The organism is Veillonella sp., from assembly GCF_041333735.1.
Lineage (GTDB): Bacteria > Bacillota > Negativicutes > Veillonellales > Veillonellaceae > Veillonella.
In genome coordinates this window covers 511,089-529,216 of the sequence record NZ_JBGKFB010000001.1, presented here as the reverse complement: position 1 = coordinate 529,216, position 18,128 = coordinate 511,089, and the positions used below count along the sequence as shown (strand labels likewise).

Here is an 18,128-nt window from a genome sequence, read left to right as displayed (position 1 = left end):
CTATGTTAAGGTTTTAATTGATAGTTATTTTTAAGTAATCTTTAGGGTTTTGTAGTATAATAGAGTATTGTAATTACTATATATAACTATAATAAAAGTATTAATATAAGGAGTGGATATAGATGCAGCCATTTCGATTTATACACTGTGGTGACCTGCATTTAGGGGCACCCTTCCAATATGCTACAGGTATTAGCCGCGCCGTTGATCGCGCCGTGAGCGAAGCTACCTATGTAGCCTTTGATACAATTATTGACACTGCTATCGATGAGCATGTTCATGCTGTTGTCATAGCTGGTGATATTTATAATAGCGAAGACCATAATTTAGAGGCTCAAGTGCGCTTTGTACGTGCCATGTATCGCTTGGCAGAGCATCGCATTGCAGTTTATATGGTGCAAGGTAATCATGACCCTGCTGAAAGCTGGAAGGCTCAATTACAGATGCCTGACAATGTACATGTATTCTCTAGTGAACAAGTACAACGTTTTCCATTGATTGTTAACAATATTGAAATTGGTGGTGTTTACGGTATTAGTTGTGGCCATGGTAATGAAAGCGATAATTATGCGCGTCAATATCGTGCCTTTGAACGTGATGAGTTTTCTCTTGCAGTTATGCATGGTACAGTTGGTTCTAGTGCGGGATCTGAAAATCATAATGTAACTGGTCCGTGTAGTTTAACAGACCTAGCAGAAGCAGCCATGGACTATTGGGCGTTAGGACATATTCATAAATCTCAAGTTCTTAGCGAGGAACCTCTCGTTGTATATGCTGGTAATCCTCAAGGTTTACACCGCAAAGAAATAGGCCCTAAGGGGTGCTATCTTGTTTCTGTATCCCATAATGGTCATTGTGAACCTCGATTTATTGAAACCAGTGCTATCCGTTTTGAAGAAATCAAAATTGATATTGCGGGCATGAAAACTGAAGCAGAATTCTTAGAAATTTTACGCCATAAAAAAGAGAATTTGCGTAAACAGTATAAGAAGAACATCTTGCTTTCTATTGTTCTCGTAGGCACAGGGCCATTGCATCGTTTATGTACACAAGAAGGTGTGCGTAAATTATGGTTGCAAGAGTCTCAAAGCGAAGAGAAGAGTAAATCTATATTCGTTATGCCATACCGCGTGATGTGTAATACGCGTCCTAGTATCAATTTAGCGGAGCGTAGATTGTTATCTGATGTGGTAGGCGATTATTTGCGCGCCTATGACGATATGGTTGATGGTAATGCAGTACAGACGGCACGTCAAATTTTGGCAGAACGTCCTGAATTTAAACGCTTAGGTGTATATGCCGATTTGTTGAGTGATGAGTTATTATTGCGTGCCTTGAAGCGCTGTGAAATTGAAGGTGTTACTGTATTGATGGGGGCTAACGATGAACATTAAACGCATACGATTTGATGAATTTGGCCCGTATCGCGACTGGTCTTTCACTACCGGTGATCATGGGGTTCAGCTCATGTATGGTCCTAATGAAAGTGGTAAAACATCTCTTCTTGAAGGGATGCGCACCCTTTTATTCGGCGGTACGCATAAGGCTTATGGTCCTATGACGGGTGCCCTCGATGTGGAGCGTAATGGTGAAAGCTACTACATCGGTCGTAAGGGTAAACAATTAGACTTTTACAGTCCTGGACATCCTGCCATTCATGAAGAGCCTGCTCAACATTGGTGGCATGGTATCGATAAAAAAACATATAACCACATTTTCGGATTAACCCTTGATGATTTACAAGGCCTCGATGTGTTGCAAGAGGTAGAGATTCGATCCCGCTTCTTCGGTGCTGAAGGTGGGGAACACTTGGGCTCTGTTGTAAAAGACGTTGAAAAAGGAGCTACTGATTTATTGGTAGCGTCCTCCAATGGTAAACGCCGCATCAACGTGTTGATGGATGAGCTTAAGGAAAATCGCCAAAAGTTAAGCCATTTAGCTGAGCATGAAGCGCAATATGTAGAACTGCAAAAGGCCTTCCACAGTACGGAACAGACTGAAGCAGAATTACAAGGTCAGTTGCAAGAGTGGAAGGAATACCGCGATGGTATAGACGTCGTATTGCGCGCATGGGATACGTATCGCCGTAGCGAAGAAGCGCGTATGCATATGCAACAGTACAATAGTGAGCTTGCCTTGAGTCGTGATGAGTTCCTTCGCATCGATGAGGAAATCAAACGAGCTCGAGACAATATGCAGTTGTGGCAGGAAAAGGAAGCGGCCTTGATGCCAGCTAACTTTAGCCCGGATAGTCCATTTGGCACATATGGTCAAGATATTGAAGACCTTATTCAACAAGGCGCCAAGTGGGAACAATTGCGCCGGGAGTGTGAAGAAGGGGATGCGTATATCTTTAAGGTACGAGAACAATTAGAGTTTTCTCGTTCTATGCATTCTGCGTGGCGTGATGATGAGCCGATGGCTGATGATGTGAATTGGTTTGAAGGAGAGCGCTTAGCAAGTCGCTTGCGCACTGCTAAAAATCAATTATTACATTGGCAAGATCGCAAGCCTGCTGAGGCATCCGATGATTTGCCAGTAGCCAATCTCGACGGAGCATCATTACCAAATTACAGCGAAGAGGATTTGGCGAAAAAAGAGCATCTCGAACGTGAACTAGAGCTTATCTTGATGGATATAGATCGGGTTACAGAAAAACGGGATAGCTATGGTCCTGATGCACAACCGAGTAATTTGCCAAAGTGGTTACAACGCATTAGTGGCGTAGCTGCAGTGATTGGCGTTTTACTCGTATTAGCAGGCTTATTAGTATTAGAGTCTGTACTTTATACGATTGGCGGCTTTATACTATTAATCCTATCTATGGCATTGTTCTGGTATGCTACATGGCGACGTCATAATGGTAATTCTGATGTATCTAAACTGAATTATGAGTTACAAATCTTGTCATCTCGTAAATCCGATGTAGAACATCAGTTAGAGGCACTTGTGAAAGCCGCAACACCTGTGGTGAGCCCAATTCCATCCATAGAGGGTGCAGCGCATCTTGATCGTTGGATCCAAGAAGGTCATACGTTGCAAGCTATTTATGATGAAGCCCTTGCAGCATGGCAGAGTTGGTTGCCTCAAGGTGCGGCGAAGAGCCTTAACGAAGATGATTTCTTCGGGCTCAAACAAGAGTACGATCAGTATCATGAACAGTTACGTACTATTGAAGGTTATGAAAAGCGCTTAGCAGAGCATAAAGAAGGCTTACGAGTTATTGAAGACCAAGCCATGACCTTGTGGTATAACCTTGGTGTTGAGGCCCCTGTATCTCCTACAGAGTTAAAACGTATTTATAACCAATATAAAAACTTCCAACAAAATAAAATTGTATGGGAACAAAAGGAGGCACAACGCAAAAGCTTCCGCAATGAATACGATAATTGGCACCGCAAAGAAAAAGAATTGCTACTTCGTCAACAAGAGCTATTGCACAAGGCTGGTATGGAAAGCTCCAACGAATATCGTCAACATCTTATTGATGAAGATCAATACAAGCAATGGCAAACCATTTACAAACAAAGTCAGGTTCAGTTAGACTTACTAGCACCTGATGCGGAGAATAGAGATTTGTTCTATCGTCGTTTGCGTGAAGGCAATAAGGATAATTGGCTTGATGAATTGGCGCATTCTGAACGAGAAATAGCATCCATTGAAGACAAATTGGCAACTTTATATGAGCGCCGTGGTCAAATTGTAGAATCTATGCGTGCCCTTGGTTCTGACCAAGAGCAACACCAAATGCTTCAAGAGCGTGAAGCATTACAAAATGAACTGGAATCTGCTCTTGAAGATTGGGCTACACAAGTGTTGATGAGCCACTGCATGGATAAGGCTCAACAATCTTACGAGCAAGAAAAACAGCCTCATATGTTAGAACTTGCATCTTCTTATATAGAACGGTTAACTGGTGGCATGTATACCTTCGATGTTCTCGGTATTAACGAAGGTGTAGCCTTGATTAATGGTAATGGAGAGCGATTAGAGCTTAAGTACTGGTCTAGCGGCTTGGCTGACCAAGTATACTTGGCATTGCGACTAGCATTAGCTAAGGTATTCTCTTACCAAGTCGAATCCTTGCCGATCATATTAGACGATATTCTCGTACGCTTTGATGAAAACCGTCAACGTAGCGCGTTAGAATTATTAGCGGAAATCGGAAAGAACCAACAAATCTGGTTATTTACATGTCAACGTTCTGTATTTGATATGGCTCAATCTATTACAGGCATTGATTGCCACAGATTGAGTCGCAATTAAACATTGATTGCCACTGATTAAGTCGGAACTAAATTGAACCCCTGTGAAGGTATTTAGCTTTCACAGGGAATATTCATAGTGATGATATATGTGATGTAACTAAAGTAACTGTTTTAGTTATCATAGTGTGTTAGTATAGATTAGAAAGAAAGGGGTTGAGTACTTGAATACAGCATATTTAGATATGATCCAAGGGAAGAACCCTGGTGTAACACCTGTATGGTATATGCGCCAAGCTGGTCGTAGCCAAGCGGAGTACCGCAAAATTAAGGAAAAATATACGCTCTTTGAGATTACAAAAGAGCCTGAGTTATGCGCTCGCGTTACGGAATTGCCTGTAAAAGAATACGGCGTTGATGCTGCAATTCTTTACAAGGATATTATGAGTCCTATGGTGGGGATGAATGTAAAGGTAGAACTCAAGGCTGGTGTGGGCCCTGTGTTTAATACACCGATTCGCTCCATGGCTGATGTAGATACATTAGATGCCTTTGATCCTACAAAGGTAAACTATATTGGAAAAACAATTACACTGTTAACATCTGGTATGCTCGACGTTCCGCTCATCGGGTTCTGTGGCGCACCATTTACGATTGCGTCATACCTCATCGAAGGGGGCCCGACAAAGAATTACAATAAAACTCGTGGCATGCTCATCGGTGCGCCTGATGTATGGAATGCATTGATGACAAAGTTAGCAGATATGTCCATTGAATATTTGTCTATGCAAGCCGAAGCCGGTGCGAATGCATTACAAATCTTCGACTCTTGGGTTGGTGCAGTGAATGCGGACCAATATAAACAAGGTATTTATCCTCATATGGAACGCATTATTAAGACTGTAAAAGATCGATACCCTCATTTGCCTATGGCTATGAATGGTGTTGGTACCGATCATTTAGTATCTATTTGGTCTCATTTACCATTGGATGTAATCGCTCTTGATTGGCGTAGCTCCATCGTTATGGCTAATGAACGAGGCGTAACACAAACGGTACAAGGCAATCTTGATCCTGCCTACTTATTCGCCGATGAAAAAACATTAGCTCACGAAGTAGATCGTATTTTACTTGACGGTGTTCGTTACGGTCGCCATATCTTTAATTTAGGTCATGGCGTATTCCCAGAAGCGGATCCTAAGAAGCTTCATTGGCTCACAGACTATGTACATGAACGTAGTCGTGAACTATGGGCTCAAGAGGGGTAGTCTAGTGAACATTGAGAAAAAAGGATTATTATTTTTATCCTATGGTAGCCCTTCAAGTAAGGATGATTTAGTGCCATATATGACGAGCATTCGTCATGGTCGTGTGCCTACAGAAGCTGAGGTTGCTAATCTTACACGCCGCTATGATGCAATTGGGCAATGGTCCAATGTAGAATTACAAACAATGGCAGAGCGTCAATATAAAACTCTTCTTGCCTTGATGCCATCAATGCCATCAGCTATTGGTTATCTTCATATGAAGCCATCTATTGCTGATGCGGTAGATGATTTAGTCCAACAAGGGGTAGAACATATCGTTGCTATTGTAACGGCTCCATTCTTTACGTCTCTTGGTACAGGGGCCTATGAGAAGCAAGTACAAGCTGCAATTGGCACGCATCAAGGTGTAACCTTTGATGTGATTCGCTCCTGGTGGAATCAACCTTCCTTTATCGAGTATTGGGTAAAAGCAGTTTCAGACTGCATCAATGACACTAAAGATGTATTTGTTATTTTTAGTGCTCATAGTATACCGCTTATTAATAGCCACAATGGAGATTCTTATGCGTTAGCCTTAGAGGAAAGTGCCCGAGAAATCGCAGAACGTTGTGGTTTATCTAATTGGTCTGTGGCTTGGCAGAGCGCGGCCCCACATGGTCAATGGTTAGGTCCTACCGTAGAAGAGGCCATCAATCAATCTCTACGTAATGGTGCGATACATATCGCCTTTGTACCATTTGGCTTTGTCAGCAATCATGTAGAGGTGTTGTACGATAATGATGTGGAGTGTAAAGAACTCGTTGATGCGGGCGGCGCTGTATATATGCGTGCACAGATGCCGAATTGTAATGAAACATTCTTGCAAGCGATGGCGAGTGCAATAATAGAAAGGATTCATTCGTGAATGTAACAATAGTGGGCGGTGGCTTAACTGGATTGACAGCGGCTTATTATTTAGGCCGTGCAAAGCCGGACTGGACCATCACTCTTTATGAACAAGCACCACGATTTGGTGGGAAAATACAAACACAACGCGTCGATGACTTCGTGGTTGAGCTGGGACCTGATTCTTACTTAGGCCGTAAAACGGAAATGACGGATCTCGTCTATGATCTCGGATTAGGGGACACCCTTGTATCGAATGAAACAGGGCAAGCCTTTGTGTATGACAAGGGTTCCATACATCCTATTCCAGGTGGTTCTATCATGGGGATTCCAACGGAAATGATGCCTTTTGTGAAAGCAACGCTCATTTCGTGGCCTGGGAAATTGCGCGCTAGCTTAGATTACTTTAAAAAGCCTTATCAGCTCGATAAAAATGGTGATGTATCCATTGGTCACTTCTTTAAATACCATTTGGGACAAGAAATGATGGATAAGCTCATCGAACCATTATTAGCTGGTATCTATGGTGGCGATATCTATAAAATCAGTTTATTGTCTACGTTCCCTCATTTTATTCAAGTAGAACAAAAATATGGGAATATGGTAAAAGGTATGATGGCTGCTAAGATGGGCCACTCCAAAGCGGGGGTTACTAAAGCGGCTAAAGGTGCTGTTGCTGAAGGTGACGTACCGCGTGCTGGTAAAGGGACTATGACAGACCGTCAATTTGAAAGTCATGAAGCGAAGGCCACTAAGGCACATGCGGATATGGCAAGTCGCAAGGGCACTGCTGCTCAATCTGGCATGTTCCGTCAATTGACAGGTGGTCTTGAAAGCGTTATTACGGCCATCGTTGAAGCAATGCCTAGCAATGTATCACTACATACCAGTGCATTAGTCTCTGATATTCGCTACACCGATGGTCAATATGCATTAGACGTCGTAAAACAAGATTCCGAGGACTGTAACTGTAACGGTCAATTAGCAAGTCATGAAAATTCCAATGTAGAATTAGGCCTTGATATGAGAACTAGTAGTGATGACGTTACTGCTAATGCAGATCACGTGATCATCTGCACACCGCCGGCAACGTATAATCAGTGGTTTAAAGATGATACTGGTTTTGATTTCTTGCGCTCCATGGAACAGTCTAGTTGCGCTATTGCCATCATGGCCTTTGATAAAAGTACCTTCGATGGTGAATTAAAAGGCTCTGGCCTGTTGATTACACGCAACACAGATACACCGCTCACGGCATGTACAATCCTTAATCAAAAGTGGCCACAAACAACGCCTGACGATAAGATTGTATTGCGCGTCTTTATCGGTAAACCTGGCAATGATGTAGTAGAACATCTCAATGATGAGGAACTTTCAGAATTAGCAGTGAAAGAAATTCAACGCATTATGAGTTTCTCTACGCAACCTGAATGGGTTCGTATCAATCGTCTCATCCACTGCATGCCGCAATATAATGTGGGCCATCGGGCAGGTATTACAGCTGTGCGTAAACATGTAGCCGAGAATTATCCAAACTTACACCTTATTGGCACTCCATTTGATGGAATTGGTATTCCTGATGGTGTGAAACAGGCGAAAGAACTCATACAGTCTATTGTAGGCAGTAATGAAAACTAATATTAAGTAGTGAGAACTAATATTAATAAATAATTATAAGAAAAGACTCCATATGCTATAATAGTATATGGAGTCTTTTCGATTCTTATAGTAATAGAAATATATCATTTTAATATAATCACCATAGATAGGAGTGATCATAATGGGGAAAGCAATCCCTACAGTAGAAGGTTGGCATAGCCAACACATGGTATTTGCCATGGACTTTAGCGCATGGAACTGCTTTACAGCTGAAGAAAAAGCGGAAGCGCGCAACGAATTAAAAGTATTTTTAGCGGATCTTGAGGCTAAACATCAAGCTAAAGAAGGTAGCTATGCATTCTATGATTGCAATGGCGCAAAAGGGGATTTAATCCTATGGATCCTTGGTCCATCCCTTGAATACTTGGCACAAGTAGAACGCAAATTCCGTCGCCTCGCTATTGCAAGCGTATTAGTTCAAACATATTCCTATACATCTGTAACAGAAGTCAGTGCTTACGTTAAAGCTAAACTCGATACAGAAGAAGTCAACCAAAAACTGTACCCTCATGTACCTCGCGATAAATACATCTGCTTCTATAACATGAGCAAAAAACGTGAAGGTGATGACAACTGGTTCATGCTACCACCACAAGAACGCGGCATGTTGATGAAATCTCACGGCGAGCTTGGTAAAACATATTTAGACGTTCTATCTGAATTTACAACAGGTGGCTGTGGACTAGACGACTGGGAATGGGGTATTACTATCTTCAGTAACGACGACATCCAATTCAAAAAAATCGTATACGATATGCGCTTTGAAATCGCCAGTGCAAAATACGGCATCTTTAGCGACTTCTACGTTGGTACCATCATCGACGATGCATTACTAGAAGAAATCTTTGGATAATAAAAGGGACTGCTTAGCAGTCCCCTTTTCTTCCCTTGAAATGAAGGTTATAATTTTGAACAGAAAATTTGTTAACGTCTTGTACTGCGTAAAATATAATTCACTATGTTTGAGTAGGATATCCATAACTATATTCTTATAAAAGAAAACCCCGCATCGATCCGACTTACGAGGTCAAGGCCCTAGGCCGCAGACCTGATACGTATGGAGGAGAGATGCGGGGTTTCTTTTACCACTTAGTTTAGAAAAGTGAATTATATTTTGTTGTACTGTGGAGTGAACGTAAATTTTCTGTTTCCAGAAAATTATACGTTCATGTTTGCGCTTTTACGCACATAGAACCAGTAGCATACTGCTACAGTTACGATGTTGAAGGCTAATAGTACAGCAAAGGCTGGATGGATATTACCAAATGTGGAATATACAAAGCCGAAGATTTTAGGTGTAATAAAGGCACCGTATGCAGCTACGGCAGCAACGAAACCTGTAATTAAAGAGGAAAGCAATGGATTGCCGAATACGTGAGGAATCATACGGAATGTTGCACCTGTTGCGAAACCACAGCTTACGAAGGTCAACACGGACATAGCAAAGAAGAATGGGAAGTTGTGCATATCTACGCCAACTGCAATTAGCGCTGTTGTTACACATAGACCGAGAAGGCTTACAAAGGTAACTTTTGTACCGCTGTTAATCTTATCAGCTAACCAACCGCCTACAGGACGAAGGGCACCTGCTACAAGAGGACCAACAAATGCGATAGAAGCAAATGGAACTTCAGGGAATTCTTTACCTACTAATAAGCCAAGTGCTGCCGCATAACCAGAGAAAGCACCGAAGGAACAAGTGTATAGCAATGTAAGTGCCCAAGTGTGTTTGTTCCCAAAGATTTGTACAAGATTTTTAGGATTTGGTTTTTCTAGTGGTAAGTTATCCATGAAACGTGTCATAAGTGCAAGGATAACAACGAGTGGTACGATCCACATGAAAGCTGCATTGGCAAGGTATACTGCGTTACCTTTGATGATAGCTGGTGTTACACCAAATACACTACCTAGTGCAGCAGAACCCATAGCGAATGGAGCCAAGAAGTAGATTACAGAAATACCAAGGTTACCAACGCCGCCGTTGATACCAAGAGCAGTACCTTTTTCGGATTTAGGGAAGAAGTTGCCAATGTACGCCATGGAGGACGAGAAGTTGGCGCCCGCTAAACCGATAAGGGCAGTCAAAATCATGAATGTCGTATAAGAAGTTGTTGTATCTTGAACGGCAAAGCCGAGCCATACAACAGGAACTAATAGAATAAGTGTGGAAATAAATGTCCAGTTTTTACCACCGATTAAGGCTGGCATGTAGGTATATACAAAACGTAATGTAGCACCTACAAGGCCTGGCAATGCAGCTAAGGTAAATAATTGATCTGTTGTAAAGTTAAAGCCAGCGCCATTTAGTTGCGCTGCAATGGTTGCCCACAAGTACCATACACAGAATGAAAGGGTTAATGCGATTGTGGATATAACCAAGTTTTGTTTAGCAATTTTTTTACCAAACTTTTCCCAAAATTCTGGATTATCTGGTTGCCAATTAGCCACAATTTCGCTACGGCTTGCCCCTACTTGAGGCATTTTTAGTTCGCTCATTTTGAACTTCTCCTTACTGAAAAACTATACATGCAATGAAGACATGGAGGATACAATTATCAGTCAATGTATATGAATATTGCAATCTATAGAATTTCTATAGAAAGTATTCGAATTACTTAGAGAACTGAGTTATAATTATTGTATCAACAAAATTTTCAATGTCTTATATCACAAATATATTATATATTGTAAAAATTTTTGTGAATGTGACATAAAACACACATATTCTGAAATTAATAAGTTATAATAATCTTATATATACAAAAAAGTATATAATACATGTACTTTTACTATAAATAGATTAGTATAACTAATGGATTTTATTTTAAAAGTACAATGGAGTGGTGAAGGTATGGATGAAAATTTAATTAACCAATTACTTGCTTTGCCGGGCGAGGAACTCCATCTTAAAAAAGGTGATTTTCTCTTCCACGAGGGGGACAAGGCAGAACACTTTTACGTAGTGTTAAAAGGTAGAATGAGCATTAAGAAATTCGAGTCTAGTGGGCACATTTTTGCGTTGCGTCTAGTAGGTCCGAATAATGTAATTGGTGAGGTTCCGTTGTATGAGGAGAACACAAGAACGTATGTGTTCAACGCCATCGCTCGGGAGGATTGCTCTGTTTATTCCATTCGCTATGATGTGTTAGAGTCAGCTATTGCAAAAGATCATTCATTGGCTATTGCGATGATGCAAATCTACACATTACATATGCGGCGTCAACAGGCAAAATACCGAGACTTGCTACTATATGGCAAGAAGGGAGCATTTTATTCTACCTTGTTGCGCTTAGCCAATAGTTATGGTGTAGAGCGCGAGGATGGTATCTTTATCGATATCGCCCTAACAAATCAAGAGTTGGCTGAATTTGCTGCCACATCAAGAGAAAGTTTAAATCGCATGCTAAGTGAGTTGCGTAAGTTGGGCTATGTAGCCTATGACAAACACCATCTAGTAATCTGTGATTTTGATGCTTTAATCGGATTGCTTGATTTAGAGGTTGATAATATAGACCCTAATATTAGTAATATCGAATAACAGTATTTTCTCCTTTGTGTTAGCTCAGCTAGCACAAAGGATTTTTTTGTAGTTTTGAAGGAGGACACGAGATGAGCTTGTTGTCTCAAAAGTTTAAGTTTCTTCGCAAGAAGAACGTATCTCCAAGCGGCCATCAAATAACTGAAGATGGCGGTCGCGAGTGGGAAAATTTTTATCGTGACCGTTGGTCTTACGATAAAGTTGTCCGCACAACGCATGGCGTAAACTGTACTGGTTCTTGTAGCTGGAATATCTACGTTAAGAATGGTGTTGTAGCGTGGGAAAATCAGGCTACTGATTACCCTGAAACACCAGATGATATGCCGGATTACGAACCACGTGGGTGCCCTCGTGGTGCAACATTCTCTTGGTATCTCTATAGCCCATTGCGCGTAAAATATCCATATGTGCGCGGCGAATTGGCTGAGCTTTGGAGAGAAGCTAAAAAGAATGCTAAGAACCCAATCGAAGCTTGGAAATCTATCGTAGAAGATCCTGAAAAAGCGAAGAAATACAAATCTGCCCGTGGTATGGGTGGCTTTGTGCGCTCCACATGGGATGAAGCGACAGAAATTACTGCCGCATCCTTATTATATACTGCAAAAACATACGGCCCTGACCGCAACGCAGGCTTCTCTGTAATTCCAGCGATGTCCATGTTGTCCTATGCAGCAGGTGCTCGTTTCCTTAACTTAATGGGTGGTTCACCATTGTCCTTCTATGACTGGTATGCCGATTTACCACCTTCTAGCCCTCAAGTTTGGGGTGAACAAACTGATACTCCTGAATCTGGTGACTGGTACAATGCTGGTTACATCATGACTTGGGGTTCTAACGTACCATTGACTCGTACGCCAGATGCTCACTTCTTAACAGAGGTTCGTTACAAAGGTACTAAAGTAGTATCCGTATCCCCTGACTATGCGGAATCTACAACTTCTTCCGATGCTTGGCTCAATGTAAAAGCCGGTACTGATGCGGCTCTTGCTATGGCAATGGGCCACGTAATCTTAAAAGAATACTACATCGATAAAGAAACTCCATACTTCAAAGAGTATGCTAAAGAGTTCACAGATATGCCATTCCTTGTACGCGTTGAAGACATCAACGGCACAGTTCAACCTGGTCGTTTCTTGAATGCTAAGGACTTGGGTCGCCAAGAGGAAGGCGCAGACTTCCAAATGGTATTGATCGATGAAACAACAAATGAAATCGTTATTCCTAATGGTACAATGGGCGAACGTCATACAAATCCACAAAAATGGAATTTGCGCCTAGAAAACCGCGATACAGGGGCTAAAATCGATCCTCGCTTATCCGTGTTTGATCAACGTGAAGACGTGACTGTTGTTAAGTTGCCATACTTTGGCGATGAAGAGCACGAAGGTGTTATTGAACGTGCTATTCCAACTATTACAGTACAAACTGTAGATGGTCCTGTAAAAGTAACTACCGTATATGACCTTATTCTTGCTAACTATGGTATCGATCGTGGTATCGGTGGTGAAGTGGCAACATCTTATACAGATGACACTCCTTACACACCTACATGGCAAGAAAAAATTACTGGCGTAAAAGCAGATATCGCTATTGCTACAGCTCGTGAGTTTGCAGATAATGCAGAAAAAACTAAAGGTCGTTCCATGATTATCATGGGCGGTGGTATCAACCACTGGTACCATGCTGACGTGATTTACCGTACAATCTTGAACCTTATCATGTTCTGTGGTACAGAAGGTGTTAACGGTGGTGGCTGGGCTCACTACGTAGGTCAAGAAAAACTTCGTCCTATTGAAGGTTGGGGCGGTATCATGACAGCTAACGACTGGAGTAAAGCTCCTCGTTTGCAAAATGGTACATCCTGGTTCTACTTTGCTACAGAACAATATCGTTCTGATTGCATCGACTTGGCAGACCGCGTATCTAAATTAGCTAAGCCTCGTTACCGTCACCCTGGTGACTACAACGTATTGGCTGCACGTTTAGGTTGGTTGCCATCTTACCCTACTTTCAATAAAGGCAGCCAAGACTTGATTAACGATGCTCGTGCAGCTGGTGCTGGTACAGAAGCAGAAATTAATCAATATGTGGCGCAAGCGTTGAAAAATAAAGAATTACAATTCTGCGTAGAAGATCCTGCGGCTAAAGAAAATCACCCACGCAACTTGTTCGTATGGCGTGCGAACCTTATCGGTTCCTCTTCTAAAGGCCATGAATACTTCTTGAAACATCTATTAGGTACTAAAAATGCGGTATTAGAAGATGACGATGCACCTACACGTCCAGAAGAAATAAAATGGCGTGAAGCTGATGGGGCAGGTAAACTTGACCTTCTCATCGACATCGACTTCCGTATGGCTTCTACAGGCTTGTACTCTGATATCGTATTCCCTGCAGCTACATGGTATGAAAAAGAAGACTTGTCTTCTACAGATATGCATCCATATGTACACGTGTTCCAAGCTGCTGTTGATTGCGCATGGGAAACTAAATCTGACTGGGATACATTCCGTACCCTTGCAGAAACAGTATCTCGCGTAGCAAAAGAGTCTGGCTTCACAGAATACGAAGATATCGTAGCATTGCCTCTTGGTCATGACAGCCCAGGTGAAGTGGCTCAACCAGAAGGTAAGGTTCTCGACTGGAGCAAAGGCGAATGTGAACCAATTCCTGGTAAAACAATGCCTAACCTCGTTCATGTAAAACGCAACTATAGCCAAATCTTTGAAAAATTCATTGCTTTGGGACCTAACATCGAAAACAAAATGGGGGCTCATGGCTTGGCTTGGGATGTATCTGATGAATATCAAACATTGTACGCACAAAATGGTACAATCGATAATCCAGAATTCATTTCTCATGGTCGTCCAAGCATTTACGAATGTAAAGAAGCTTGTAATGCTGTATTGACATTGTCTTCTTGTACAAATGGTAAATTGGCTGTTCGTTCTTGGAAGGCAATGGAAGAAAAAACTGGTCTTTCTAATCTTGAAAAGAACGCAAAAGGTCGTGAACAAGAAAAAATTACCTTTGATGACATGGTTCGCCAACCACGCTTCATCATTAGCTCTGTAACAAGTACTGGTAAAAACGATAAAAACCGTCGTTATTCCCCGTTCACAACATCTACAGAAGATAAAGTACCATTCCGTACCGTAACAGGTCGTCAATCCTTCTATTGTGATCATGAAATGATGCGCGATTACGGTGAAGCTATGGCGTTGTACAAACCTGTATTGTCCTATAAACCGGTACAAGGTGACTACAAACAAGAAGGTGTTCCAGAAATTACATTGAAATACTTAACACCACATAATAAGTGGTCTACTCATAGTATGTATTTCGATAGCCAACAAATGTTGACATTGTTCCGTGGTGGTCAAACTATTTGGCTCAACGAAGATGATGCAGCAGAAATTGGCGTTAAAGATAATGACTGGGTAGAAGCTTTCAATAAAAATGGTGTAGTTGCAGCTCGTGCAGTTGTATCTCCACGTATTCCTCGTGGCATTTCCTATATGCATCACTCTCAAGATCGTCACATCAACGTTCCTGGCACGCAAGTTAAGAAAGACCGTCGCGGTGGTACACACAACGCACCAACTCATATTCACATGAAACCGACACACATGATTGGCGGTTATGGTCAATTGAGCTATGGCTTTAACTACTATGGCCCAACTGGTAACCAACGTGATATGACAATTGTGGCTCGTAAGTTGAAGGAGGTGGATTGGCTTGAAGATTAAAGCTCAAGTATCCATGGTCCTAAATTTGGATAAGTGTTTAGGCTGTCATACATGTTCTATCACTTGTAAAAATACATGGACGAACCGCGAAGGCGCGGAATATATGTACTTTAATAACGTGGAAACTCGCCCAGGTGTAGGCTATCCACGTAATTGGGAAGACCAAGAAAAATGGAAGGGCGGCTGGACGCTAGATAACTCCGGTAAATTAGCTCTTTCTACAGGTTCTAAAACAAATCGTTTGATGAAATTATTCTTCCATCCTGAACAACCAGAGTTGAAGGATTATTTCGAACCTTGGACTTACGACTATGAAACATTGATTCATGGCGGTCGTAAAAATAACCAACCAGTTGCTCGTCCTCGCTCTCTTGTAACGAAACAAAAAATGGAAGTTACTTGGGGTCCTAACTGGGATGATGATTTGGCTGGTGGTCAACATGCTCGTTCCGATGTGAACTTGGCTAAGATGGGCGAAGATATCGTATTTGATTACGAAGAAGTATTTATGCGTTATTTGCCTCGTCTTTGTAACCACTGCTTGAACCCTGCGTGCGTAGCTGCATGTCCATCTGGCGCCATCTACAAACGCGATGAAGATGGGGTGGTTCTTGTATCTCAAGACGTATGCCGCGGTTGGAGACATTGTGTTCCATCTTGCCCATACAAAAAAATCTTCTATAACTGGGAAACTAATAAAGCTGAAAAATGTGTGTTCTGTTACCCACGTTTGGAAAATGGCTTGCCTCAAATCTGTGCTGAAACATGCGTAGGTCGTATGCGCTACGTAGGCGTTGTATTCTACGACATGGACAAAGTCGAAGAAATGGCAGCTACAAAAAATGAACAAGATATTTACGAAAATACAGTAGAATTAATCTTGGATCCTCATGATCCAGAGGTTATCAAAGCAGCTCGTGCAGAAGGAATCTCCGAAGCATGGATTAAAGCAGCTCAAAAATCTCCTGTATACAAACTTGTAAAAGAATGGGGCGTGGCGTTGCCATTGCATCCTGAGTACCGTACATTGCCAATGGTTTGGTATGTGCCACCACTCAGCCCAATCTTGCAACGTGTAACATCTGATGTATACTTGCCAGATGCACACGAAATGCGCGTGCCTGTACAGTACTTAGCTAATCTGTTTACAGCAGGTAATACAGAAATCTTAGCTCGTACATTGCAACGTGTTCTCGACATGCGTGAATACATGCGCCGTCGTGAAACAGGTGATGGCCCTATCGAACACAAAGTTGATTTAACAGAAGATCAAATGTACGCTATGTACAAATTGTTGGCATTGTCCAAATACAATGATCGCTTTGTTATCCCATCTGATGTTAAAGTATCTCGCGAAGGTCGCCTAGAAATGCAACATAATCGCGGCTTTGCTTGCCCTACAGGGGGATGTCAATAATGAAGGATGCTCAGAAAATCGCTCTTATTGCGTCATTTCTTCTACGCTATCCTGATGAACAATGGTATAACGAATTACCTGAATGGAGAGAGGACGCCCAATCCGTTGAGCATCCTCAACTTCGTCAAGGTTTGTTAGAATTCTTCGACTATGTAGAGGACTCCGATAAAAAAGAATTCGAAGACCAATATGTTCGTACCTTTGATTTCAGTCAAAATACAACAATGTATTTATCCACTTATGAGTTACAAGGTACAGGGGAGCAAGCGGAAGAGCTCGTAAAATTTAAAGCTTTCTTCCTCGAAAACGACTATGATTTACCAAAAGAAATGCCTGATTATATTCCAGCACTTCTTGAACTCTGTGCCGTTATCGATGAAGATAAATCAAAAGAAATTTACGACTATTGTAAGCCAAAATTGGAATACATTAGAGAACGCTTCATTGAGGCTAAACTGCCTTATGCATTCTTGTTTGATATTATCTTGTCTGTTGCAAATGGATTGGAGGACGGTGCACGATGAATCTATTCCTTTGGGGCGCTTTGCCTTACATCGCATTCACCTTCTTAATCGTAGGTACCTTGGTTCGTTTCTTCTACTTTGAAAGAAACTGGACTACAAAATCGAGTGAATTTTTAGAGAAAAAACAATTGCGCATCGCTAATCCATTGTTCCACTTTGGTTTACTATGCGTTATCGGTGGTCACGTTGTAGGTGTATTAATTCCTAAAACTTGGACTGCTGCTATTGGTATTAATGACCATATGTATCATCAAGGTGCGTTATATATGGGTGCTGTAGCTGGTATTATTTTCATCGTAGGCTTCTTGCTCTTGATGAAACGCCGCTTTACAGTGCCTGCTATGAAAGTTAACACATCTGGCCTCGATAAATGGTTATATTTGTTCTTAACATTAGCCATTTTCAGCGGTATGGCTGGTACATTGCTTAATGCATCTGGTTTCTTTGATTACCGCGTATCTATCGGTCCTTGGTTCCGTAGCTTACTATCCTTTATGCCTGATCCATCCTTGATGGAAGGCGTACCATTCATGTTTAAATTCCATATGTTAGCGTGGATGGTGGTAGCTATTATCTTCCCATTCAGCCGTTTGGTACACTGCTTGAGTGTTCCACTCAACTACTTAACACGTCCGTTCATTGTATATCGTAAACGAGACGAAAAATAATTAGGATGATGATTGATTTGTATGCCCTTCATGATATGACAAATTAATCGTAGCCCCTTGTAATAGTGAAAGCTGATGCTCACTACTACAAGGGGCTTTTATTTATTAATTTTTGTTAGAGTAGTTTAGATAACATAACATAACATAACACTATTTCTGATTGAATTACCTAACTTTTACCGAAACACTTTTGAGTTGTTTATATAGTTAGAATG

At 41.6% G+C, this 18,128-nt stretch carries 12 protein-coding genes; 11 read left to right on the top strand and 1 reads right to left on the bottom strand.

Translation table 11 applies throughout. From position 1 onward, the window contains the following. The first annotated feature begins 122 nt into the window (after positions 1-122). The 6 genes from ACDF53_RS02395 to hemQ all read left to right on the top strand — a co-directional run bounded on the left by ACDF53_RS02395 (position 123) and on the right by hemQ (position 8,870). A complete protein-coding gene (locus ACDF53_RS02395) occupies positions 123-1,394 on the top strand; it encodes a DNA repair exonuclease (protein WP_227720514.1) in 1,272 nt (423 codons plus the stop codon). Further along, positions 1,384-4,266 (top strand): AAA family ATPase, encoded by a 2,883-nt coding sequence (locus tag ACDF53_RS02390; protein ID WP_370815366.1) that lies wholly within the window; start codon positions 1,384-1,386, stop codon positions 4,264-4,266. The genes ACDF53_RS02395 and ACDF53_RS02390 overlap by 11 nt, the downstream gene beginning before the upstream one ends. Positions 4,267-4,429: 163 nt before the next feature. Beyond that, a complete protein-coding gene (hemE, locus tag ACDF53_RS02385; protein WP_295821278.1) occupies positions 4,430-5,473 on the top strand; it encodes a uroporphyrinogen decarboxylase in 1,044 nt (347 codons plus the stop codon). Positions 5,474-5,477: 4 nt separating this feature from the next. Continuing rightward, positions 5,478-6,377, top strand: coding sequence for a ferrochelatase (hemH, locus tag ACDF53_RS02380; RefSeq protein WP_295821279.1), 900 nt, complete (start codon positions 5,478-5,480; stop codon positions 6,375-6,377). Continuing rightward, positions 6,374-7,996, top strand: a complete 1,623-nt coding sequence (gene hemG / locus ACDF53_RS02375; RefSeq protein WP_370815365.1) for a protoporphyrinogen oxidase — start codon at positions 6,374-6,376, stop codon at positions 7,994-7,996. Before hemH ends, hemG begins: the two co-directional genes overlap by 4 nt. Before the next feature lie 142 nt (positions 7,997-8,138). Then, positions 8,139-8,870 carry a hydrogen peroxide-dependent heme synthase gene (hemQ, locus tag ACDF53_RS02370; protein WP_005387634.1) on the top strand — a complete coding sequence of 244 codons (732 nt, stop codon included), beginning with the start codon at positions 8,139-8,141 and terminating at the stop codon, positions 8,868-8,870. 305 nt (positions 8,871-9,175) lie between these two features. Here the strand turns inward: hemQ and ACDF53_RS02365 are convergent, their stop codons facing one another. Continuing rightward, positions 9,176-10,513: an MFS transporter gene (locus ACDF53_RS02365; RefSeq protein ID WP_370815364.1), complete on the bottom strand. Its 1,338-nt coding sequence runs from the start codon at positions 10,511-10,513 to the stop codon at positions 9,176-9,178. Between the two features lie 355 nt (positions 10,514-10,868). On the opposite strand from ACDF53_RS02365, the gene ACDF53_RS02360 reads away from it, so the two are divergent. The 5 genes from ACDF53_RS02360 (at position 10,869) to narI (ending at position 17,913) form a co-directional block, all read left to right on the top strand. Beyond that, entirely contained in the window at positions 10,869-11,555 is a 687-nt protein-coding gene (locus ACDF53_RS02360) for a Crp/Fnr family transcriptional regulator (protein ID WP_370815363.1), read from the top strand. A gap of 71 nt (positions 11,556-11,626) precedes the next feature. Beyond that, a complete protein-coding gene (locus tag ACDF53_RS02355; protein ID WP_370815362.1) occupies positions 11,627-15,304 on the top strand; it encodes a nitrate reductase subunit alpha in 3,678 nt (1,225 codons plus the stop codon). Continuing rightward, positions 15,294-16,721, top strand: coding sequence for a nitrate reductase subunit beta (narH, locus tag ACDF53_RS02350; protein ID WP_370815361.1), 1,428 nt, complete (start codon positions 15,294-15,296; stop codon positions 16,719-16,721). Before ACDF53_RS02355 ends, narH begins: the two co-directional genes overlap by 11 nt. After that, positions 16,721-17,245: a nitrate reductase molybdenum cofactor assembly chaperone gene (gene narJ, locus ACDF53_RS02345; protein WP_295821227.1), complete on the top strand. Its 525-nt coding sequence runs from the start codon at positions 16,721-16,723 to the stop codon at positions 17,243-17,245. The genes narH and narJ overlap by 1 nt, the downstream gene beginning before the upstream one ends. Beyond that, positions 17,242-17,913, top strand: a complete 672-nt coding sequence (gene narI / locus ACDF53_RS02340; RefSeq protein ID WP_060923920.1) for a respiratory nitrate reductase subunit gamma — start codon at positions 17,242-17,244, stop codon at positions 17,911-17,913. Before narJ ends, narI begins: the two co-directional genes overlap by 4 nt. Positions 17,914-18,128: the final 215 nt, after the last annotated feature.